At 55.8% G+C, this 22,757-nt stretch carries 18 protein-coding genes and 1 tRNA gene; 10 read left to right on the forward strand and 9 right to left on the reverse strand.

Annotated elements, in window-relative coordinates; genetic code table 11:
- Positions 1–11: 11 nt before the first annotated feature.
- From ABLV17_RS03710 to ABLV17_RS03720, 3 genes are read left to right on the forward strand one after another with little or no spacing between them, the layout of a single operon-like run.
- Complete coding sequence (locus tag ABLV17_RS03710; RefSeq protein WP_271032102.1) at positions 12–1,649, forward strand: M28 family peptidase; 1,638 nt, start codon at positions 12–14, stop codon at positions 1,647–1,649.
- Complete coding sequence (locus ABLV17_RS03715) at positions 1,627–1,833, forward strand: hypothetical protein (RefSeq protein ID WP_213316627.1); 207 nt, start codon at positions 1,627–1,629, stop codon at positions 1,831–1,833. The genes ABLV17_RS03710 and ABLV17_RS03715 overlap by 23 nt, the downstream gene beginning before the upstream one ends.
- Positions 1,826–3,256, forward strand: coding sequence for an amidase (locus ABLV17_RS03720; protein WP_213793615.1), 1,431 nt, complete (start codon positions 1,826–1,828; stop codon positions 3,254–3,256). The genes ABLV17_RS03715 and ABLV17_RS03720 overlap by 8 nt, the downstream gene beginning before the upstream one ends.
- On the opposite strand, the gene ABLV17_RS03725 is transcribed toward ABLV17_RS03720, so the two are convergent.
- Both ABLV17_RS03725 and ABLV17_RS03730 read right to left on the reverse strand, forming a co-directional pair.
- On the reverse strand, positions 3,222–4,295 hold the full coding sequence (locus tag ABLV17_RS03725; RefSeq protein WP_213316625.1) for a hypothetical protein: 1,074 nt from the start codon (positions 4,293–4,295) through the stop codon (positions 3,222–3,224). The genes ABLV17_RS03720 and ABLV17_RS03725 overlap by 35 nt on opposite strands.
- A gap of 562 nt (positions 4,296–4,857) precedes the next feature.
- Positions 4,858–4,933: transfer RNA gene (locus tag ABLV17_RS03730), tRNA-Ile, on the reverse strand.
- A gap of 125 nt (positions 4,934–5,058) precedes the next feature.
- On the opposite strand from ABLV17_RS03730, the gene mug reads away from it, so the two are divergent.
- Positions 5,059–5,565: a G/U mismatch-specific DNA glycosylase gene (gene mug, locus ABLV17_RS03735; RefSeq protein WP_049056296.1), complete on the forward strand. Its 507-nt coding sequence runs from the start codon at positions 5,059–5,061 to the stop codon at positions 5,563–5,565.
- Positions 5,566–5,635: 70 nt separating this feature from the next.
- Here the strand turns inward: mug and rpoD are convergent, their stop codons facing one another.
- From rpoD to rpsU, 3 genes are all read right to left on the reverse strand, one after another.
- Complete coding sequence (gene rpoD, locus ABLV17_RS03740) at positions 5,636–7,480, reverse strand: RNA polymerase sigma factor RpoD (protein ID WP_015369628.1); 1,845 nt, start codon at positions 7,478–7,480, stop codon at positions 5,636–5,638.
- A gap of 150 nt (positions 7,481–7,630) precedes the next feature.
- Positions 7,631–9,376, reverse strand: a complete 1,746-nt coding sequence (dnaG, locus tag ABLV17_RS03745) for a DNA primase (protein WP_045392225.1) — start codon at positions 9,374–9,376, stop codon at positions 7,631–7,633.
- A gap of 177 nt (positions 9,377–9,553) precedes the next feature.
- The gene (gene rpsU, locus ABLV17_RS03750) at positions 9,554–9,769 is read right to left on the reverse strand and encodes a 30S ribosomal protein S21 (protein ID WP_001144069.1); all 216 of its coding nucleotides are present in this window, start codon (positions 9,767–9,769) and stop codon (positions 9,554–9,556) included.
- Positions 9,770–10,007: 238 nt separating this feature from the next.
- Here rpsU and tsaD point away from each other — a divergent pair, with 238 nt between their 5' ends.
- Positions 10,008–11,021: a tRNA (adenosine(37)-N6)-threonylcarbamoyltransferase complex transferase subunit TsaD gene (gene tsaD / locus ABLV17_RS03755; protein ID WP_032712539.1), complete on the forward strand. Its 1,014-nt coding sequence runs from the start codon at positions 10,008–10,010 to the stop codon at positions 11,019–11,021.
- A 53-nt stretch (positions 11,022–11,074) separates the two neighbouring features.
- On the opposite strand, the gene ABLV17_RS03760 is transcribed toward tsaD, so the two are convergent.
- Entirely contained in the window at positions 11,075–12,544 is a 1,470-nt protein-coding gene (locus ABLV17_RS03760) for an MFS transporter (protein ID WP_308957741.1), read from the reverse strand.
- 213 nt (positions 12,545–12,757) lie between these two features.
- Complete coding sequence (gene plsY / locus ABLV17_RS03765) at positions 12,758–13,378, reverse strand: glycerol-3-phosphate 1-O-acyltransferase PlsY (protein WP_015703522.1); 621 nt, start codon at positions 13,376–13,378, stop codon at positions 12,758–12,760.
- Between the two features lie 233 nt (positions 13,379–13,611).
- On the opposite strand from plsY, the gene folB reads away from it, so the two are divergent.
- A complete protein-coding gene (gene folB, locus ABLV17_RS03770) occupies positions 13,612–13,995 on the forward strand; it encodes a bifunctional dihydroneopterin aldolase/7,8-dihydroneopterin epimerase (RefSeq protein WP_020077905.1) in 384 nt (127 codons plus the stop codon).
- Between the two features lie 69 nt (positions 13,996–14,064).
- Entirely contained in the window at positions 14,065–14,886 is an 822-nt protein-coding gene (gene bacA / locus ABLV17_RS03775; protein WP_087859832.1) for an undecaprenyl-diphosphate phosphatase, read from the forward strand.
- 11 nt (positions 14,887–14,897) lie between these two features.
- Here the strand turns inward: bacA and ABLV17_RS03780 are convergent, their stop codons facing one another.
- Both ABLV17_RS03780 and ABLV17_RS03785 read right to left on the reverse strand, forming a co-directional pair.
- Positions 14,898–16,139, reverse strand: coding sequence for a multifunctional CCA addition/repair protein (locus ABLV17_RS03780; RefSeq protein WP_213316623.1), 1,242 nt, complete (start codon positions 16,137–16,139; stop codon positions 14,898–14,900).
- Positions 16,140–16,200: 61 nt separating this feature from the next.
- On the reverse strand, positions 16,201–16,821 hold the full coding sequence (locus ABLV17_RS03785) for a TIGR04211 family SH3 domain-containing protein (RefSeq protein WP_087859830.1): 621 nt from the start codon (positions 16,819–16,821) through the stop codon (positions 16,201–16,203).
- Between the two features lie 212 nt (positions 16,822–17,033).
- On the opposite strand from ABLV17_RS03785, the gene ABLV17_RS03790 reads away from it, so the two are divergent.
- From ABLV17_RS03790 to hldE, 3 genes are read left to right on the forward strand one after another with little or no spacing between them, the layout of a single operon-like run.
- On the forward strand, positions 17,034–18,329 hold the full coding sequence (locus ABLV17_RS03790; protein WP_271032105.1) for an inorganic triphosphatase: 1,296 nt from the start codon (positions 17,034–17,036) through the stop codon (positions 18,327–18,329).
- 21 nt (positions 18,330–18,350) lie between these two features.
- A complete protein-coding gene (gene glnE, locus ABLV17_RS03795; RefSeq protein ID WP_348854094.1) occupies positions 18,351–21,188 on the forward strand; it encodes a bifunctional [glutamate--ammonia ligase]-adenylyl-L-tyrosine phosphorylase/[glutamate--ammonia-ligase] adenylyltransferase in 2,838 nt (945 codons plus the stop codon).
- Positions 21,189–21,246: 58 nt separating this feature from the next.
- Entirely contained in the window at positions 21,247–22,680 is a 1,434-nt protein-coding gene (gene hldE / locus ABLV17_RS03800; RefSeq protein ID WP_015369639.1) for a bifunctional D-glycero-beta-D-manno-heptose-7-phosphate kinase/D-glycero-beta-D-manno-heptose 1-phosphate adenylyltransferase HldE, read from the forward strand.
- Positions 22,681–22,757 lie beyond the last annotated feature (77 nt).

A 22,757-nucleotide genomic window follows, 5' to 3' on the forward strand; every position in this document is an offset into this window, starting at 1 on the left:
TGAGGCAAAGCATGACGCAGAAATGGCTTAAATGGGCGCTGAGCAACGGTAATGAAACGGAGATGTTCGATATTATCCATGGGCTTGGTGAGTTCGATCGTTATCAGGCTTCTCAAGGCATTATGTCTGCGGCGACATTTATCTCTCGCGTAGCAAAAGAGAAGGGGATGTGCGATGCGACAGTCCACCACTTCACTGCTAATGGCTCCCGAAGCTGGTGGGATTTCCAGGCCCCTGTGGCTTGGACGCCACTAAAAGCGACGTTGTCTCTGTTTCCCCCATCCTGTGTACTAGACCACCGGAGCAAACCTTTTACTTTGGCCACCTATTCAGCGGCGGCGTGTGGACAGTATCCCATGGTTTTCTTTGATGAGGTAAACGATCTCAACGGGAAAGTTGTCCTTATCCCCGCGTCGGACTATCAACCTGCTGGTCTGTTGGCGAGTCTGAAGCAACGGGGCGCGGCGGGATTTGTGACCGATGCCTTTGCCCGTTTTGATCCCGATAGCGGCCGTTACTGGCGTGGCCGCCTTGAGCTGCCGCCAGGTTGCGAATTATTTGCGTTTAGCGTGCTTCCGGAAGAGCTACGAGACCTGGCTTGCGCCGAAACTGAGGCGTATGTCGAGATCGTGATTGATGATGATGCCTCCATGCCCGTAGTGAGTGCCTCAATTCCTGGTAAGACGGAGGTGCGGGAGATCTGGGTAACTGCACACCTATGCCATTCCCGCGCGGGGGCGAACGATAATGCATCCGGGGTGAGCGCCTCGCTTGAAGTGGCGAGACTGGTGCAGTGTTTGATAAAAACGTCCGGGGCGTTGCGTTATCCTATTCGCTTCATCTGGGGGCCTGAATTTCTTGGCGTGGCGGCGATGCAGTATAAAAGGCGTCACCTGCCGGGACCGATTGCGGTAATTAATCTGGATATGGTGGGTGAAGACCCTGAGCGATGCGGGGCGCCAATGTGTGTTGAGCTCCCTCCAGACAGCTTAACCTCCCCACTGGGAGAGATGGCAAAAATGCTGATGCAGAACGTTTTTGCCCTGACCGCCGGGTATCCTGGTTCCTGGCTTAGCATGCCTTTCCACGGTTTTTCCGATCACGCACTGTTTATGAACCATAGCGATGCGCAGCGTAACTGCCCTGCGGTTCAGCTTTGCCACATCAACGATCGGTTCAATCATACCGCGGCAGATTTGCCGGATAAGGTCTCCGGTGTAGAGATGAAGCGTGCGGTTGCTGTAGCGTTGGCGCTAATTATGCAACTGCAGGCGCTACGTCCAGAACAGATTTTGCCTCATCGTCAAGAGCCGGCTCCTGAGGATGGCGGCTTGGTGGGGCGCTGGGAGGGGCCGCTTAACCTCAGGGGCCTTATCCAGCGGTTGGACAAACCGCTGCGACAGTCGATAGAAACATTGATTTCACGGGATAAACGTTACCTTGCGCTTCTGCATCTTTGTGCTATTGGGGCTAATGGATGCCGGAGGGAGACGTTAGTGCATGAATCGGCTAACACGATAGGTTTGCCACTCTCTGATGAGGTGGCTGCATTACTATTCTCACTTTTTGATTCCTCTGATTATTTTCAGGTCTGCAGAGCAAATCACATTCCGGGGGGCGAAAATTATGGATCCACAACAGCTTTTTGAATGTTGTATGGTGAAAGAGAACATCGATGTGCCTGAGGCCTGGCGAGCGGGCACGTTACAGTGCGTTATTGAACTTCGTCATGCTGTGGAGCGGATTAGTTCTTGCCGCTTTGATCAGACTGAGCCTGCTAACGGCTTTTTCCCTGAAGATATCGTCCACCATTATGAGGCAACCCGTGAATAAGGCTCTTCATCTTCTTTCGTTGGCCGAGTTGTCGCGGCAGTTGCAGCAGAAGTTACTGACTTCAGTGGCGTTGACGGAGTACTTCCTGGAACGTATTGAACGCTTTAATCCAACTCTACACGCATTTATACAGGTTGATAGGGAGCGCGCATACCGCTGCGCACGTCGCGCCGATGATATCCTGACTAAGGGAGGGCCGTGTAGTCCCTTAACGGGCATACCTTATGCCCTAAAAGATATTTTTGACGTTGAGGGTGAGCCGACAACCTGTCATTCGTATTTGATGTTGCAACATCGTGCGACGCGCAGTAGTACCGTGGAGTCCCGACTGGCTGCCTCCGGCGCAGTATATTTAGGCAAACTGGCGACGCATGAGTTTGCTCTGGGCGGCCCGAGTATTGAGCTTCCTTTTCCTCCTGCGCGCAATCCCTGGAATACGGCACATTTTACCGGAGCATCTTCGTCGGGGGCGGGCGCTGCAGTCGCTGCGGGGTTGGTTCCCATCGCTCTTGGTTCGGATACCAGCGGTTCAATACGCGGCCCCGCCTGTTTATGCGGTATCGTTGGGTTTAAACCAACCTATGGAGTCGTCTCCCGGGCAGGTGTATTCCCCCTATCATGGACGCTGGATCATTGTGGGCCCTTAACGCGTTTTAGCGATGATAGCCGTAGGGTTTTACAGGCGATTGCCGGATATGACCCGGCCGACCCGACGACCAACAGCCGTAAACTGGATTTATCTCCCCGAGCGGTGACATGGCCCAGTCACCGCATAGCCTGGCCACGACATCTGTTAACGGATAACCCACATACCGACCCGGCACTGATCGCTGCGATGGATCGGGCGGTCGGATTTCTGGTTGACGCGGGAGCACAGGTCGAAGAGGTGAAATTTAAGGATTTTTCTCTGTTTAATGCCTGTGGGCGAATTATCATGGCTGCCGAATCTTTTGCTATCCATCAGCACAATCTGCGCACACGAGGAGCTGAATACGGTCGTTTCACCTATCAGCGGATCCTCCCCGGTGCAACAATTTCGGCAACTGAGCTATTGGATGCGTTGCGTTTACGTACGGAACTGACTGGCTGGCTGAATGCTGAATTATTTTCGCGCTATTCATTGTTGCTGTTTCCCGGCACGCTGCGGGCCGCACCGCACTTCAATGAATTTTCACAGGATTGGCCACCGGCTAGCCATGTCGTACCAACGCAGACAATTCCCTTTAACGTGACGGGGAATCCTGCACTGAGCCTGCCGCTGGGGCTGACGGAGGATGGATTGCCCCTGGGGATGCAACTCGTCGGCAGATTATTTGATGACAGCTTTGTGCTGGACGCGGGCGAGGAGATGGAGAAATGGCTCGCAATGCCCGCACTGAGTGATAACGTTATGATATGCCAGCAGAAGGAAGCCGCAGCGTAAAACGTGAATAGCTGCGCGATAATAATTTCGCAAGCTGCTCATCCTTGGGACTATGGCGTAAAATGAGATGTGCGAGGCTGAGGAAATATTGCACGTAAGGGACTCCAGTCCAGACGAAAAGAGATGTTTTTTCCAGTAGCCATTCTGGTGTTTTCGCGCTGTTGCAATAAATGGGATTGTGCTCCAGGGCATATCGAAACGCCCGCTCTATACCGTTTTCAGGAGCCAGAAGCGGAAAAAGAGCGAAAACGGATTGCTTAATGGCTTCGAGAGACCATGCTTGCAGGCTTATGTGGGGATCCAACGCTGTACATAAGCGCCACTCTTCTTCAAAGGCCGGCAGTTCGGTATCCCAGAAAGGAAGCGCAAAATCTCCGCTGGGATAGGGGCTGAATAGGTGGTTACGACAGTGGCCAATTTCATGCGCTAGCTCAAGAGCTTCGCTCGGTGTCAGGCTGGTAAAGTCAGGGGCATTAAGCGCAATACTCGCGCTTCGCTGTTTATCGTCGAGACGGAGGTCGGCGTAGTTATCGCTATCCGTTATAATATCGACACGCGCTTGGTTAATCTCGATGGTTGCGCTGTCAGGTCTACAGTCTATGCAGTTAATATTAAGAGCCAGGCACACGTCCTCAACGGATTTCACTTTCTGTAGCGTAGCCTCAAGATATTCGGCACGCATATAGTGCGGATGTTCTGGCAAAAACTGCAGATCGTCCCAGTGAATTTTTTGCGCGATAAGGTGGGTGATGTCGACAATATCTTTTGCCAGTAATGATCGGTCTACGGTACCACCACAGAGGTTTAACGTTTGTTCGGTGTTCGCATAGATTTTATCAAATTTTTTATTTTTTGCTTGGGAGTTATGTTTACTCAATGTGTTTTCATATTCATCTAATAATCTACTTTCTCTGATGTTCGAAATTATATATAACCATGATAGCCTCTGCGGAAGTGGGATGTCCTTAGCTAAAGAAAATAAATACTGAGTAGGGACAGTATCATCGAACAGTAAAGCAATGTTATTTGCTGTAATCATTTTCTTTCCATGGTTAATTGTGATGTGCATCTGTTAATTATTGACTTATCTGGTTTTTTGTCAAGTAATGCAGCGTTAATGTTAGATGTTCTTCTGATGCGATTTTTTTATTTATCTCTTTAAATCTCTCATGGGGATAATACCTTGATATTTGAAACAAGAAATAGACCACCTTTTATTGTTGGTGGGTTATACCGCAATCTGTTTTTATTAAAATGAAACTTGTTAGCGAAAGATGTGGCACTCAGATTGCTTAAAAATATCTTATCAGGTATTAATCAGCATAATGTCGTTAGTCGAACTCGTTCCTACTGAAGATGAACCGTGTAATGATTTCTCCCAGGGAAACGCGATTGCAATGAGCGGGGGTTCTGGCGGGTGTGGCACTTTGAATCGAATGCTCTTTGTCTGTCGTGGCTCGGTGCAGTATCACAGATTTACACCATTGTCAGAGGGGGCAGATCACGAGATGAAAAGGGCGAGAAGGCGATTCTATACCCGACTTAAACAACGGGAAAGAACAAGGGCTTAGATAATTTCTTATCTAAGCCCTTGTTTTATTTGGTGGCCCCTGTTGGGTTTGAACCAACGACCAAGCGATTATGAGTCGCCTGCTCTAACCACTGAGCTAAGGGGCCGTGGCGAGGGATTATAATGTAACTGCACGCTGCAATCCAGCGTAAAGCGCTCGGCTGCTGTTTTTATAAACAATGCATTTTCAATCCTTTATAATCAGCTTTTTAGTCATTCAGCCGGAGAAATTATGATTAGCGATATCCTGGCGCCGGGGCTACGGGTGGTCTTTTGCGGCATCAATCCGGGGAAGTCCTCCGCGCATACGGGGTTTCATTTTGCCCATCCCGGCAATCGATTCTGGAAGGTCATTCACCAGGCGGGGTTCACCGAGCGGCAGCTGAAGCCGGAAGAGGAGCAGCATCTGTTGGATACCGGCTGCGGTATCACCATGCTGGTTGAGCGGCCGACGGTGCAGGCCAGCGAGGTTGCCCTGTTGGAACTGCGCAATGGCGCGCAGGAGCTAATAAGCAAAATCCAGGACTATCAGCCGCAGGCGCTGGCGGTGCTCGGCAAGCAGGCCTATGAGCAGGCGTTCAGGGTACGTGGCGCGAAGTGGGGACGCCAGGAGGCGACCATCGGTGAAACTGAAATCTGGGTGCTGCCCAATCCCAGCGGTTTAAACCGGGCGACGCTGGACAAGCTGGTTGAAGCCTATCGCGAACTGGATGAGGCGCTGGCGGGGCGAGGGCGGTGATGGCGCCCGAATCGCAGGCATAAAAAAAGCTCCCCGCGGGGAGCTTTTTACTCTCTTTGCAGCGCGACGATTAATCGTCGAGGAAGCTACGCAGCACTTCAGAACGGCTTGGGTGGCGCAGTTTACGCAGCGCCTTCGCTTCGATCTGACGAATACGTTCGCGGGTAACGTCGAACTGTTTACCCACTTCTTCCAGCGTGTGGTCGGTGTTCATGTCGATACCGAAACGCATACGCAGCACTTTCGCTTCACGAGCGGTAAGGCCCGCCAGCACGTCGTGCGTTGCCGCACGCAGGCTCTCGGTGGTCGCAGAATCCAGCGGCAGCTCGAGGGTGGTATCCTCGATGAAGTCACCCAGATGCGAATCTTCATCGTCGCCGATCGGCGTTTCCATGGAGATCGGCTCTTTGGCGATTTTCAGCACCTTACGGATTTTGTCTTCCGGCATCAGCATGCGCTCGGCTAGTTCTTCCGGCGTCGGCTCGCGGCCCATTTCCTGCAGCATCTGGCGGGAGATACGGTTGAGCTTGTTGATAGTCTCAATCATATGCACCGGAATACGGATGGTGCGCGCCTGATCCGCGATGGAGCGGGTGATAGCCTGACGGATCCACCAGGTCGCATAGGTGGAGAACTTGTAACCACGACGGTATTCAAACTTATCTACCGCTTTCATCAGACCGATGTTGCCTTCCTGAATCAGGTCGAGGAACTGCAGACCGCGGTTGGTGTATTTCTTGGCGATAGAAATAACCAGACGTAAGTTCGCTTCAACCATCTCTTTCTTCGCACGGCGGGCTTTCGCTTCGCCGATGGACATGCGACGGTTGATATCTTTAACCTGCTCGATGGTCAGGCCGGTTTCTTCTTCAATCTGCTGCAGTTTCTGCAGGCCGCGCTGAACGTCTTCTTTAACGTCATGCAGCTTCTCGGACCACGGCTTGTTCATCGCCACGGCGGCGTTGAACCAGGTTTCGCTGGTTTCGTTGCCGGTGAACAGGGTGATGAAGTTTTTCTTCGGCATTTTGCACTGTTCAACGCACAGCTTCATGATGATACGTTCTTGAGTACGAACGCGATCCATCATGCTGCGCATGCTGTTGACCAGGTAATCGAACTGTTTCGGTACCAGGCGGAACTGTTTGAAGACCTCGGACAGCTTGAGGATCTCTTCCTGCGCGGCGGCGTGGCTGCGACCTTTCGCTTTGATGGTGTCGCGAGTCAGCTCATACTGGGTGCGCAGCTCGGCGAATTTCTCGCGGGCCAGCTCCGGGTCGATGCTGTTATCGTCATCGCTGTTGTCGTCGTCGTCATCTTCTTCTTCATCTTCGTCGTCGTCCATCTCTTCCTGAGACAGCTCGGAACCGACGTGAGTGGCGGTCGGCGCCATATCTTCTTCAGCGTTCGGATCGACGAAGCCGGTGATCAGGTCAGACAGGCGAGCTTCTTCAGCTTCAACGCGGTCGTACTGCTCCAGCAGATAGGTGATAGCTTCCGGATATTCCGCAACGGAGCACTGGACCTGGTTGATCCCGTCTTCGATGCGTTTAGCGATGTCGATTTCGCCTTCGCGGGTCAGCAGTTCAACGGTACCCATTTCGCGCATGTACATGCGCACCGGGTCGGTCGTACGGCCAATTTCAGATTCAACGCTCGACAGCACCTGGGCCGCCGCTTCTTCCGCGTCTTCATCGGTATTATTGGAGGTTTCAGCAAGCAGCAGATCATCGGCATCCGGTGCTTCTTCCATCACCTGAATACCCATGTCGTTGATCATTTGGATGATGTCTTCGATCTGATCGGAGTCGACGATATCTTCCGGCAGATGGTCATTGACCTCGGCATAGGTCAGATAGCCTTGCTCCTTACCACGTTGGACAAGAAGCTTCAGCTGTGACTGCGGGTTTTGCTCCATAAGACGGTATCCACACTTAATTCGTTTGATTGGTGCAGGCAGACGAACTGCCAACATTTAAAGCGAGGGCGTACTTATATTATTGCCGCTGCGCCTCAGCGCGGCTGTCGGGGGCTTCCCGAGCGATATTCGGCACTTAAGCCGTTAAATTCATTTTTTGGCCAGTTCCTGGCTGATAGTCCAGAGTTCCCGGCGCTCCTCACTGCTTAAACCATGTGTGCGATCGCGAGCTATCAACTCTTCTTGTCGCAGTTCCAGCAGTGAGTCAAACATATGGTTGAGCGAGTCGGTGAAGGTTTGTTCAGCGATATCCTTATCTGCTATATCGTCCCACATCGACAGTTTTTCAAGGGTTGCCGCTTCATTTGTCCCGCGATACTGCTCTAAAAGTTGCCCGGTGGTCAGACCTGGCTGCGCCAGACACGTATTGACCAGTTCGCTGAATAAACCAAGCCCTGGCATCTTTTGCTGATCCAGACCGGCTAAGGGCGGAACCAGCGGCGCCAGATCGGGGTTCTGCACCAGTAACCCTATAAGTATACGCATGGTCGTGCGTTTTAGCTGCGGCGCCGGGCGCGGAGCGCTATTTTCCGCCTGTTTCGGCATTAAACGTTCAAGCTGGGCGTCATCCAGAATGCCCAGTTTGTTGCCCAGCTCCTGACGCAAATAGATGCGCAGCGTTTCGCCCGGCACCTGGGTTATCAGCGGCAGCGCCAGCGTGCTCAGCTGCGCGCGCCCGTCCGGAGTGCTCAGGTCGACCTGCGGCATCAGGCTATTAAACAAAAACGTGGAGAGCGGCTGAGCCTGCTCCATCCGCGCTTCAAACGCCTCTTTGCCCTCTTTACGCACCAGCGTATCCGGGTCTTCGCCGTCAGGTAAAAACATAAAGCGTAGCTGGCGGCCATCGGTCATATACGGTAGCGCCGTTTCCAGCGCGCGCCATGCCGCGTCGCGGCCAGCCCGGTCGCCGTCGTAACAGCAGATGACCTGATTGGTCGCCCGGAACAACAGCTGAATGTGGTCGGCGGTCGTCGAGGTGCCCAGCGAGGCCACGGCATAATTAATGCCGTACTGCGCCAGCGCGACGACGTCCATATAGCCTTCGACCACCAGCAGACGCTGAGGTTCGGCGTTATCCTGCTGCGCTTCATACAGGCCGTACAGCTGGCGGCCTTTATGGAAAATATCGGTCTCCGGGGAGTTCAGGTATTTTGGCAGCGCATCGCCCAGCACGCGCCCGCCAAAACCAATCACCCGGCCTCGCTTATCGCGAATCGGGAACATCACCCGTTCGCGGAAGCGGTCGTAACTGCGCCCCTGATCGTTGGTGACCAGCATGCCCGCATCAATAAGCGACTGGCGGTTTTCCTGATTGCCGCCAAAACGTTTTAAAACGTTATCCCAGCCTGGGGGAGCGAAGCCTATTGCGAAGCGGGTAATCACCTCGCTGCTTAAGCCGCGTTTTGCCAGATACTGGCGCGCGGGTTCGGCGGCGGGTTGGTTCAGAGACTGTTGGTAAAACGTGTTCAGACCGTCCAGCAGCTGATAGAGATTTTGCCGCTGATGCCGTTCTATCTGGCTCGGTCCATTACCTGCTTCATAGGGCACTTCAAGGTTGTGCATGGCGGCCAGCTCTTCGACGGTTTCGACGAACTCGAGCTTGTCGTAGTTCATCAGGAAGTCGATGGCGTTGCCGTGCGCACCGCAGCCGAAGCAATGGTAAAACTGCTTTTCACCGTTGACGGTGAAGGAGGGGGTTTTTTCGTTATGGAATGGACAACACGCGTGATAATTCTTGCCCTGCTTTTTCAGCTTCACCCGAGCATCGATCAGATCGATGATGTCGGTGCGCGCCAGCAGGTCATTGATAAATACGCGTGGGATTCGTCCAGCCATATGCCCCGTAATCTATACACTGCATCCTGCAAACGGCCTCGATGTATTGCCTGAAGACAGTTTGAACGATCTCGTGTATCTGCTAATGCATAAACGAAAATAAGCCGCGCATTCCTTTCGGAAGCACGGCCTTACAACTACAACTCGGTCTGAATTGAGAGCTTCGCTCTCAACAGATTAGTACAGACGAGTGCGGCGTGCGTTTTCGCGAGCCAGTTTCTTCGCGTGACGTTTCACTGCAGAAGCTTTAGCGCGCTTACGTTCGGTAGTCGGTTTTTCATAGAACTCACGACGACGAACTTCCGCCAGAACACCTGCTTTTTCGCAGGAACGCTTGAAGCGACGCAGAGCTACGTCGAACGGCTCGTTTTCACGTACTTTAATTACCGGCATGTGCCTCTCACCTTTGATTAATTCGGTTTGCCGCTGGCCGCAATGCCAGCTTATTTCAAAATGGTGCGGAATTTTACTGCAACTACTGCTGCTTTGTAAAGCACCGGCGCCTTTTTTGAAAGGGGACTTTTATAAGGGTGAGGAGTATACACGAAGAGAACACCAGGGGTGAGCAAAGTTTTACATCGCCGGTCATTGGTCCTACACTGCGCGGTATTGAAACGAGGTAAAACAACTCATGCGTGTACTGGGAATTGAAACATCCTGCGATGAAACCGGCATCGCCATTTACGACGATAAACAAGGTCTGTTAGCCAACCAGCTGTATAGTCAGGTGAAATTGCACGCCGACTACGGCGGCGTGGTGCCTGAACTGGCGTCGCGCGACCACGTGCGTAAGACCGTTCCGCTGATTCAGGCGGCGCTTAAAGAAGCGGGTCTGACGGCGAAAGATATTGATGCCGTTGCCTATACGGCAGGCCCTGGCCTGGTGGGTGCGCTGCTGGTCGGCGCGACCGTTGGCCGCTCGCTGGCGTTCGCCTGGAACGTGCCGGCGATTCCGGTACACCATATGGAAGGGCACCTGCTGGCGCCGATGCTGGAAGATAACCCGCCGGCGTTCCCGTTCGTCGCTCTGCTGGTTTCAGGCGGTCACACCCAGTTGATTAGCGTCACCGGCATTGGTCAGTATGAACTGCTGGGCGAGTCAATCGATGATGCCGCTGGCGAAGCCTTTGATAAGACGGCGAAACTGTTGGGGCTGGATTATCCCGGCGGGCCGATGCTGTCGAAAATGGCGTCTCAGGGCACGGAAGGCCGCTTCGTTTTCCCGCGGCCAATGACCGATCGTCCGGGGCTCGATTTTAGCTTCTCCGGCCTGAAAACCTTCGCCGCTAATACCATTCGTAACAACGGCGACGATGAGCAAACCCGTGCCGATATCGCCCGCGCATTTGAAGACGCGGTGGTCGATACGCTGATGATTAAATGCCGCCGCGCGCTGGAGCAAACCGGCTTTAAGCGTCTGGTGATGGCGGGGGGCGTAAGCGCTAACCGTACGCTGCGCGCGAAGCTGGCGGAAATGATGAGCAAACGCGGCGGCGAAGTGTTTTATGCCCGTCCTGAGTTCTGTACCGATAACGGCGCGATGATCGCTTACGCCGGGATGGTCCGCCTGCAGGGCGGCGCCAATGCCGGACTCGGCGTTACCGTGCGGCCGCGCTGGCCGTTGGCGGAACTGCCGGCCGCCTGATAAGCCTGTTACAAGCAAAAGCCGCCCATCGAGGCGGCTTTTTTACGCGTGGATTAAGGCTGCTGATAATCCTCGGCGTCGATGTCGTAGCCTGACGGCTCCCAGCGTATCGCCAGCAGCGACAATAGCCCAATCAGCGGCGCCGCGGCGATGATCCAGAAAACGCGGGTATCCAGCGCGGCGACCAGCAGCGGGAAGAGGAATAAAGAAAGCGTTGAGCTGCCGCGCATAAGCGTCTGGTTGAGCCCGACGCCAACGCCGCGCAGCGATGTCGGATAGCTTAACGAGGCGAAGGTCATGGTGTGCGCGCCGGGGCCGAATCCCTGGCCGAAAAGGAACAGCGCCAGCATCGCCACGGCAGCGACGCCTTCACCTGCGCCATCAGGGCGGCCAATCAGCGCCAGGCCGAGCAGCGCCGTCAGCTGGCAGCTATAACCCGCCAGCGACATCCGCCACGCCCCGAAGCGCGGTACCAGGCGTACCGCCAGTATCCCTCCCACGAAAGCGAACAGCAGATTCAGCGCCAGCGAAATCAAAATCGTCGTCAACATTGACTGCACGAAGAAGCTGGAGATGATCACCGGCAGACCGAACGCGACGGCGTTATAGGCAAACGAGGAAACCACTGACAGCAGGGTAGAAAGCGTGGTGCGGCGCAGGTAGACGCCGCGGAACAGGCGCAGATAGTTACTCCATTGGGCGCTACGAACTTTGGGCGCCGGTTTTTCCAGCGCGTCCTGGGCAACGTGTGCATTGATGTTGTACGCCTGGCGTAGAATAGATGCAGCTTCACGCAGGTTGCCCTGGTTGGCGGCCCACACCGGCGATTCGCTCATGTAGCGGCTACGGATAGCGATAATCACCAGCGCCGGGATGGCGCCAAAACCAAGAATAATCCGCCATAGCCAGTCGCTATGGCTTTCCGGCAGGACGGCATAAAAAAAGAGTACCAGCAGATAGGAAATGCTGATCGCCGCGTACCACGTTGGGCACCACATCGCCACGCTGGCCGCCTTGTTGCCGGGGCCTTTGAGCCTCGCGAATTCGCTGAGAAACGCCATCGCCACCGGCAGGTCGATCCCGACGCCGAGGCCCATCACGAAGCGCGCGCCGGTAAGGACGTATTCATTCGGCGCCAGCGCGCAGGCGATTGCCGCTACCACGAAGAACAGCATATCCGCCATAAACACGCGATAGCGGCCAATTTTGTCCGTCAAGTAACCGCCGAGCAGCGCGCCAACGATAGCGCCGAAGGTGATGGCCGAGGCGACCATCCCGGTACCGGCAGGCGTCAGGTTGAATTCCCGGGTAATATCTTTCAGGCCGAAGGCCAGCGAGCCAAGATCGTAGGCATCAAGGAAAATACCGCCGAGGGCGATTCCCATGACGATACGCGCGTTATTGCGCCCGCTGCTGCCTTCATTGATGAGGCGCGAGACGTCCGCCGCGCTGCCGATCCATTTTACTTCCCCGCCGGGCGACGCAGAGGTTGCCGCTGGCGCCGCGTTAATTACATCAGTCATGGTGTTGTGCTTTTTTCTCTTATAAAGATCTTCAGAGTAAACAGCGACGCGGGGACGAAAAAATCACTTTTGGTTATAACTCATAACTAAGTCATTGTAGTGAAAGGATTATCTTTGGTTTTCTCTTTTGCCGCTATGATTGGCTAAAAAAGTGGGAAATAGAATGCGTTTGTGGGGGCAAAGAAGCCCGGCACAGGCGGCCGGGCGTGGAGATTATTTCTGCTCTGGCGTTTTTTTCTTCTTCTTAAAGCGTGACCAGATTTTCGTTTCCTGACGGCGCCACAGGCGCTGGATGTTGTCGTGATGGCGTAGCAGGATCAGGCAGGAGAGCATCGAGACCGGAAAGGTGTACTGCGGCTTGAACCACCAGACGTAGAAAGGGGCGACCAGCGCGCTGACGATAGCGCCCAGCGAGGAATACCCGCTGAGCAGAATAGTCAGCAGCCAGGTGCCAGCCATCACGCCGGTGAGATCCCAGCCGATGGGCGCGATAGCGCCAAATGCGGTTGCCACCCCTTTGCCGCCGCGGAAATTAAAGAACACCGGCCAGATATGGCCGACGCAGGCGGCGATCGCCACCAGCCCGAGCCAGAATGGCGTCAAGCCGAGCGCCCAGGCGCCCCAAACCGGCAGCATCCCTTTCAGGACATCAAAAATTAATACCGTTACGGCTGCTCCCTTGCCGCCAATTCGGAGTACGTTCGTCGCCCCAGGGTTGCCGGAACCGCTATCGCGAGGGTCGGGCAAACCAGCAAGACGGCATACCAGAATGGCGCTGGAAATTGAGCCGCAGAGGTAGGCGAGGATAACTAGTCCAGGCGCGATTGCACTCATCAGCTGTTCCATTTTGAAAATGTCGTTAGAACCCCACCCATTTTCGTGTTAACAGTTTGTTGGCTTTCTTTGCGCGATAGGTTACATAGTGATGCTGCTATGTTCCCGAAATCTTGCCGCGTCGCCGCTGTCAGGACACGTGAATTCTTTAGGGGATGTCTTTGCATCTGTGGATAATACGCATAATTCGCCGGAAGTGGTATCCGGTTTAGCCAAAAAGCAGGCAGGTCGTGATGGATATTGTATTTATAGAGCAACTTTCGGTAATCACCACTATCGGTGTTTACGACTGGGAACAGACCATCGAACAGAAGTTAGTGTTCGATATCGAAATGGCGTGGGATAACCGCAAAGCGGCCGCCAGCGACGATGTGAGCGATTGCCTGAGCTATGCTGATATCAGCGAGTTGGTTATCAACCACGTTGAGGGCGGGCGTTTTGCGCTGGTCGAGCGGGTGGCGGAAGAGATAGCCGATCTCCTGCTGCAAAAATTTAATTCTCCGTGGGTGCGGATTAAAGTCAGCAAGCCTGGCGCGGTGGCTCGTGCGGCCAACGTTGGCGTAATCATTGAACGTGGCAGTAATCTGAAACAAAACGTTTCTCGTCATAATGTTTAAACAAATTTGTTTTATACCGGTCTTAGTGCCTGGATTTTAATTTTACTTTTTCTTTTAAGGGTTTATTGAATGGGCGATTTACACTCGCTGCTGATAGCGGCAATTTTGGGTGTGGTTGAAGGGTTGACGGAGTTTTTACCGGTTTCCAGTACGGGACATATGATTATTGTTGGTCATCTCCTTGGCTTTGAAGGGGATACCGCCAATACTTTTGAAGTCGTAATTCAATTAGGATCTATTCTCGCGGTCGTCGTGGTGTTCTGGCGTCGACTGTTTGGCCTGATCGGCATTCATTTTGGCCGCCCGCCGGTGCATGAAGGCGAAGGCAGCGGGCGTCTGTCGTTGATTCATATCCTGTTAGGCATGATCCCGGCTGTGGTACTGGGACTGGTGTTCCATGACCTGATTAAATCGCTGTTTAACCCGGTTAACGTCATGTACGCGCTGATTGTCGGCGGCTTCCTGCTGATCGCGGCGGAACTGTTCAAACCGAAACAACCGCGCGCGGTGGGGATTGACGATATGACCTATCGTCAGGCGTTCGCCATCGGCTGCTTCCAGTGTCTGGCGCTGTGGCCTGGCTTCTCTCGCTCCGGGGCGACCATTTCCGGCGGTATGCTGATGGGCGTTAGCCGCTATGCGGCATCCGAGTTCTCTTTCCTGCTGGCGGTGCCGATGATGATGGGCGCCACCGTGCTGGACGTCTACAAGAGCATCGGCTTCCTTAACGCCGGGGATATTCCGATGTTCGCCGTCGGTTTTATCATGGCGTTCATCGTGGCGCTGATCGCCATTAAAACCTTCCTGCAGCTGATTAAACGTATTTCGTTTATCCCGTTTGCAATCTACCGCTTTATCGTCGCGGCAGCCGTCTACGTGGTCTTCTTCTAAGGCCCTGGCCCTCAGCCTTGCGGCTGGGGGCAACGTTGTTCTTTCCACTGCCCCACGGCCGCAATTCTGCGCCGCGTCAGCTCTTCGCGAATCTCCGGTCCTTTGAAACCTTCCGCTACGACTTCTTTAGTGGAGACCGACTGCGCCACTTCCCAGGCTTCAAGCAGCAGGCGCCCCTGCGGATAATCACAGGACTCAAAACCGGTACGCCCACGCACGTCGGCCTCGCTGGTGAGGGCGATTTGCTGTACACGCTGCGGCTTGCGCCAGGCATCGATGCTATCAAACAGCTTCACGATGGTTTTTGGCTGCAGAATCGGCAGGGTGTGGATCAGATCGTGGAATTCGGCGACCAATCTGGCCAGATCGCGGATATCGTTTGGCACCCGCAGGCGCTGGCAAATCTGTTCCACCAGCTTTACCCCCGCCGGGCCGTGGCCGTGGTGGCGCGGCCAGAACTCTTTGGGCGTTAAACCTTTACCAAGATCGTGGCACAGGGTGGCGAAACGGACGTCGATGGCCGGCGATAGCATCGCCGCCATGGTGAGCGTCATCAGGGTGTGAACACCGGTATCGATTTCCGGATGCCATTTGGCCGGCGCGGGTACGCCATACAGGGCGTCGATTTCCGGGAACAGAACCTTCAGCGCGTGGCAGTCGCGCAGGGTCTGGAAAAAGACCTGCGGGTTACGCGTGCTAAGCGCGTTCTCCGTCTCTTTCCATACCCGCTCCGCGGTTAAATGCGCCAGTTCGCCGGCGTCCGCCATCGCGCGCATCAGCGCCATGGTTTCATCGGCAATGCGAAAACCGAGATGGGCATAGCGTGCGGCAAAACGCGCGACGCGCAGTACGCGTAGCGGATCTTCGCTAAAGGCTGGGGAGACGTGGCGCAGCAGGCGCTGGCGTAAATCGGCCTGGCCGCCATAGGGATCGTAAATCTGACCGTCAGTGTCCTGAGCCAGCGCGTTAATGGTGAGATCGCGGCGCAGTAGATCTTGCTCAAGGGTGACGTCAGCGGCGGCATAACAGGTGAAACCGGTATAGCCGGAACCGGATTTACGTTCGGTACGCGCGAGGGCGTACTCTTCACGGCTTTGCGGGTGAAGAAACACGGGAAAATCGCGGCCTACCTGCTGGTAGCCCGCGTCGAGCAACTGCTGGGGCGTGGCGCCAACCACCACCCAGTCTCTGTCTTTGACCGGTAGTCCTAATAACGCATCTCGTACCGCACCACCGACCAAATAAATCTTCACGCCTGTTTCTCCCGCATCGACTTTTCGCAAGATGATACGTAAGTCTGGCAGAGAAGACGAATTAGTTCATCCACCGGTCTTTACGCTTGCGGCTCGGTACCAGATGCGGCAGCACCAGACCAAGGATCAGACCGACGCCAAGCACGCCGCCGCCGTACATAAACCACTGCATGATAATGGTGCGCTGTTTATCATCAAGCTGCAGATTCGCCGCGTTCACCTTCTTCTGAGCGACAACCAGCTCGTTTTTCAGCTTTTGGTTCTCTTCTTTCAGAGCGTTGATCGCGCCATCGCTACCGGCGACTTTTTTCTGCATGTCGGCGGTACGCTGGTTCCAGGTGGCGTCAATATTGTTCAGCTTGTCGGTCAGCGTTTTGACCTGATTTTCCAGATCCGGCACGCGAATGCGCAGGCTGGGCTCGTTGCTCAGCTCTTTCAGCGGGATCCAGGCGGTACGGCCGTTGCTGTCGCGTACCTGCGCGTAATTCGTGCTGTCATTGGTTTGCAGAACGTCGACGGCTTCACCGGCGTTAATGGTGCCGACCAGACGATAGTTATCGCCAGGACCGCTGCGAACCCAGGTGTTCAGCTCATCGGAAACGTAGCGCTTTTCTTCTGCGTGAACCGCCGTAGCGGCGCTAAGCGCTAGCAATGTAAAGGTAATAAGGCGTAATTTTGGCATCAGGTCATCGTTTGGTCATAAAAAGTTGAACGATAGTAGTGGCATCGCCAGAGCGACGCAAAGTTTTCCGCCACAATCGGAATCATCCAAATGCAGCTGGCAAATGCGCATTGCATGGCGATTCGCCGCAAAATACTATTTACTGACAAAAAATATCGTCATTAGTTCGCCGCATTTTCCCGGCGACGCTTATCAGGTGGAAGAATTCAGCCATGGCTCAAGAAATCGAACTGAAGTTTATCGTTGCCCACGACGGCGTTGAGGCGCTGCGCCAGCATCTCAATACGCTGGACGCGAAGCACACACCGGCAGGTCAACTGCTGAATATTTACTACGAAACCGCCGATAACTGGCTGCGTCGTCACGACATGGGATTGCGGATCCGCGGCGATCGGGAGCGCTATGAAATGACGCTGAAAATTGCCGGTCGGGTGGTGGGCGGTTTGCATCAGCGTCCGGAATACAATATTCCGCTGGAAAAAGCTGAGCTGGCGCTGGATAAGCTGCCGGCTGAAGTCTGGCCGCAGGGGCAATTGCCGGCAGAACTGGCGCAAAATGTGCAGCCGCTGTTTAGCACTGATTTCCTCCGTGAAAAATGGGTGGTGAAAGAGGGCGATAGCCAGATTGAGATAGCTCTTGACCTTGGCGACGTCAAAGCCGGTGAGCATCAGGAAGCCATTTGCGAACTGGAGCTTGAGCTGTTGAGCGGCGATACCGCCGACATTCTGGCGCTGGCGCGACGTTTACTGGCAACCGGCGTATTGCGCCAGGGCAGCCTGAGTAAAGCGGCGCGTGGCTATCAGCTGGCGCAGGGCAACGAAGCGCGCCCGGTTAAACCGTTAACGGTAGTAGGCGTGGCGGCCAAAGCCAGCGTCGAGCAGGGGCTGGAAGCGGCGCTGGAAAGCGCGCTGGCGCACTGGCTCTATCATGATGAAGTCTGGAACCGGGGCAACGCGGCCGCTAAACGTGAAATCCAGCGGGCGATGGCTCGCGTACGCCATGCGCTGGTGCTGTTTGGCGGCATTGTGCCGCGAAAAGCCACCGTACAGTTGCGTGAATCGCTCACTGAGGCCGAAGCGGCGCTGGACGGAGCGGAGAAAGCCGAAGCGGCGTTGTTCAACCGCGCTACGGTTGGCGCCAAACTGCTGCTGACCGAATGGCTGGTTACCCGCGGTTGGCGTTCGTTCCTCAACGAAGCGGGGCAAAAGAAAATCGCCGGTTCGTTCAAACGCTTTGCTGATATTCAGCTGTCGCGAGCCGCGGCGGATCTGAAAAGTAACTTCCAGCAGACGCAGGACGACTATAGCGATCGGCTCACGCGTCTGGCGCGCGAGATCGACAGTATTCAATTGCTTTCCAGCGCCTATGCCGAGGTCGCCGAGGCCTGGCTGGAAAACTGGCAAGAGGTGCGCCGCGCTATCGAGAACAATGACCGCAGCGTCATCGAATATTTCCGTCGTCAGGCGCTGGCCGCGGAACCATTCTGGCTGCATAGTGGAAAACGATAATTTCAGGCCAGGGAGACCCCTATAATGGCGCTTTCTTCGCAGTTACAGCAGCACTGGCAGACGGTTGTAAACCGGCTTCCGGCAGATTTTCCCCTGCAAACGTTAAGTTCGCAGGCGCAGTCGGTGATGACGTTCAGCGAGTTTGTTGAACAGAGTCTGGTCGCTCAGCCGCAGTGGCTGGCTGAACTGGAAAGCGCGCCGCCGCAGGCCGACGAATGGCGCCATTACGGCGACTGGCTGGCGGAACAGCTACAAAACGTGACTGACGAGGCCGCGCTAATGCGCGAGCTACGCCAGTTCCGCCGCCGGATAATGGTGCGTATCGCCTGGGCGCAGGCGCTGTTGTTGGTGAGCGAAGAGAGCAGTTTGCAGCAGCTCAGCGCCCTGGCGGAGACCTTAATCGTCGCCGCCCGCGACTGGCTGTACGCCGCCTGCTGCCGGGAGTGGGGGACGCCGTGCAATGCGCAGGGCGAAGCGCAGCCGCTAATGATCCTGGGCATGGGGAAATTGGGCGGCGGCGAGCTTAACTTCTCTTCCGATATCGACCTGATTTTTGCCTGGCCGGAACACGGCGCCACCCAGGGCGGGCGTCGCGAGCTGGATAACGGCCAGTTCTTTACCCGTCTGGGCCAGCGGTTAATCAAAGTACTCGATCAGCCGACGCAGGATGGTTTCGTCTACCGCGTGGATATGCGTCTGCGACCATTTGGCGACAGCGGCCCGCTGGTGTTGAGCTTTGCGGCGCTGGAGGATTATTACCAGGAGCAGGGGCGCGACTGGGAGCGTTACGCGATGGTAAAGGCGCGGATCATGGGCGATAACGACGGCGAGCACGCCAACGAACTGCGCGCCATGCTGCGTCCGTTCGTCTTCCGCCGCTACATCGATTTTAGCGTTATTCAGTCACTGCGTAATATGAAGGGGATGATTGCCCGTGAAGTGCGCCGCCGCGGCCTGACAGACAACATCAAGCTTGGCGCGGGCGGCATCCGCGAAATCGAATTTATCGTCCAGGTTTTCCAGCTGATCCGCGGCGGTCGCGAACCGGCCTTGCAGCAGCGCGCGCTGTTGCCGACGCTGACGGCGATTGACGAGCTGCATTTGTTGCCGGAAGGCGATGCCGCCCAGTTGCGCGAAGCCTATCTGTTCCTGCGCCGTCTCGAAAACCTGCTGCAGAGCATTAACGACGAGCAAACCCAAACCCTGCCGCAGGATGAGCTTAACCGCGCGCGTCTGGCGTGGGGGATGCGCGTCGCCGACTGGCAGACGCTCAGCGCACAGCTGGAAGAGCAGATGCGCCGCGTGCGTCGCGTCTTTAACGAACTGATTGGCGACGATGAAGCGCAATCGCCGGATGAACAACTGGAAGAGTACTGGCGCGAACTGTGGCAGGACGCGCTGGAAGAAGACGACACTACGCCGGCGCTGGCGCATCTTGACGACAACGATCGGCGCAGCGTGTTGGCGCTGATCGCTGATTTTCGCAAAGAGCTCGACCGGCGCACCATCGGCCCACGCGGGCGGCAGGTACTCGACCAGCTGATGCCGCATCTGCTCAGCGAGGTCTGCTCGCGGGCGGATGCGCCGCTGCCGCTGGCGCGAATCACCCCGTTGCTGACCGGTATCGTCACCCGTACCACCTATCTGGAGCTGCTCAGCGAATTCCCCGGCGCGCTAAAACACCTGATTAGCCTGTGCGCCGCTTCGCCGATGGTCGCCAGCCAGCTGGCGCGCCACCCGCTGCTGCTGGACGAACTGCTGGATCCGAACACGCTTTATCAACCGACGGCGACCGATGCGTACCGCGACGAGCTGCGCCAGTATTTGCTGCGCGTGCCGGAAGAAGACGAAGAACAGCAGCTGGAAGCGCTGCGTCAGTTTAAACAGGCGCAATTGCTGCACATCGCCGCCGCCGATATTGCCGGCACGCTACCGGTGATGAAAGTGAGCGATCACTTAACCTGGCTTGCCGAGGCGATGATCGATGCGGTAGTTCAGCAGGCGTGGCTACAGATGGTCGCCCGCTACGGCCAGCCGACCCATCTGCGCGACCGTCAGGGACGCGGTTTTGCGGTAGTAGGTTACGGTAAACTCGGCGGTTGGGAGCTGGGTTATAGTTCCGACCTCGATCTGGTCTTCCTCCACGACTGTCCGATGGAGGTGATGACCGACGGCGAGCGAGAAATCGATGGCCGCCAGTTCTATCTGCGCCTTGCCCAGCGGATCATGCATCTTTTCAGCACCCGCACCTCGTCGGGCATCCTGTATGAAGTGGACGCTCGCTTACGTCCATCCGGCGCGGCGGGCATGCTGGTGACTACCGCCGACGCCTTCGCCGATTATCAGCGCAATGAAGCCTGGACCTGGGAACATCAGGCGCTGGTTCGCGCCCGGGTGGTGTATGGCGACCCGGCGCTGCAGGCGCGCTTCGATGCGATCCGCCGCGATATCCTGACCACGCCGCGTGAAGGCGCGACGCTGCAAACCGAAGTACGTGAGATGCGGGAAAAGATGCGCGCCCATCTCGGCAATAAGCAGCGCGATCGCTTTGATATCAAAGCCGATGCCGGCGGGATCACCGATATTGAATTTATCACCCAGTACCTGGTGCTGCGCTACGCGCATGAAAAGCCGAAGCTGACGCGCTGGTCCGATAATGTGCGTATTCTGGAACTGCTGGCGCAGAACGACATCATGGATGAGGAAGAAGCGCGGGCGCTTACCCATGCCTACACCACGCTACGCGATGCGTTGCACCATCTGGCGCTGCAGGAGCAGCCGGGCCACGTTGCGCCGGATGCCTTTGACGGTGAACGCCAGCAGGTGAGCGCCAGCTGGCAGAAGTGGTTGATGGCTTAATTAACAAATCGGGTGTGCTATTATCGCGCGCAAAGTTTGCATCTCGCAGGAGAGAGTAATGAAAGTAACGCTGCCAGAGTTTGAACGTGCAGGAGTGTTGGTGGTAGGCGATGTGATGCTGGACCGCTACTGGTATGGCCCTACCAGCCGTATTTCCCCGGAAGCCCCGGTGCCGGTGGTGAAGGTGGAAAATATCGAAGAACGCCCTGGCGGCGCGGCTAACGTGGCGATGAACATTGCTTCGCTCGGCGCGACTTCTCGTCTGGTCGGCCTGACCGGTATCGACGATGCCGCACGCGCGCTTAGCAAAGCGCTGGCTGACGTAAAAGTGAAGTGTGATTTCGTGTCGGTACCGACGCATCCGACCATCACCAAACTGCGCGTGCTGTCGCGCAACCAGCAGCTGATTCGCCTCGATTTTGAAGAGGGCTTCTCCGGGGTCGATCCACAGCCGATGCATGAACGTATTCAGCAGGCGCTGGGTTCAATCGGCGCGCTGGTGCTGTCAGACTACGCGAAAGGCGCGCTGGCCAGCGTGCAGACCATGATTAAGCTGGCGCGTGATGCTGGCGTTCCGGTGCTGATTGATCCGAAAGGCACTGAATTTGAACGCTACCGCGGGGCGACGCTGCTGACGCCGAACCTGTCTGAATTCGAAGCGGTCGCCGGAAAGTGTAAGGATGAAGCAGAAATCGTCGAACGCGGGATGAAAATCATCGCCGACTTCGAGCTTTCCGCACTGCTGGTAACGCGCTCCGAGCAGGGTATGACGCTGCTGCAGCCGGGTCGTCCGCCGCTGCATATGCCGACCCAGGCGCAGGAAGTGTATGACGTCACCGGCGCAGGCGACACGGTTATCGGCGTGCTGGCGGCGACGCTGGCGGCGGGCAACACGCTGGAAGAGGCCTGCTATTTCGCTAACGCCGCGGCCGGTGTGGTGGTCGGCAAGCTGGGGACTTCCACCGTTTCGCCAATCGAGCTGGAAAACGCGGTGCGCGGGCGTGCCGATACCGGGTTTGGCGTGATGAGCGAAGAAGAGCTGAAACAGGCGGTCGCCGCGGCGCGTAAGCGTGGCGAAAAAGTGGTGATGACCAATGGCGTCTTCGACATTCTGCACGCAGGTCACGTTTCGTATCTGGCCAATGCGCGCAAGCTGGGCGATCGTCTGATCGTCGCCGTCAACAGCGATGCCTCAACCAAACGTCTGAAAGGCGAAACCCGCCCGGTGAACCCGCTTGAACAGCGGATGATCGTGCTGGGAGCGCTGGAAGCCGTCGATTGGGTCGTGTCGTTTGAAGAAGATACGCCGCAGCGGCTGATTGCCGGGATCCTGCCGGATCTGCTGGTGAAAGGCGGCGATTACAAGCCGGAGCAAATTGCCGGCAGCGAAGAGGTATGGGCCAACGGCGGCGAAGTGCTGGTGCTCAACTTTGAAGATGGCTGCTCGACTACCAATATTATCAAGAAGATTCAGAAAGATAGCGATAAGTAATCGCCTTGTCTTATGGTTGATAAAGGTTAAACCCGGGACGATAACGTCGCCGGGTTTGGCATAAAGCGCCCCCGTTA

This window comes from Klebsiella sp. CN_Kp091 (genome assembly GCF_040065095.1).
Taxonomy (GTDB): domain Bacteria; phylum Pseudomonadota; class Gammaproteobacteria; order Enterobacterales; family Enterobacteriaceae; genus Klebsiella; species Klebsiella aerogenes.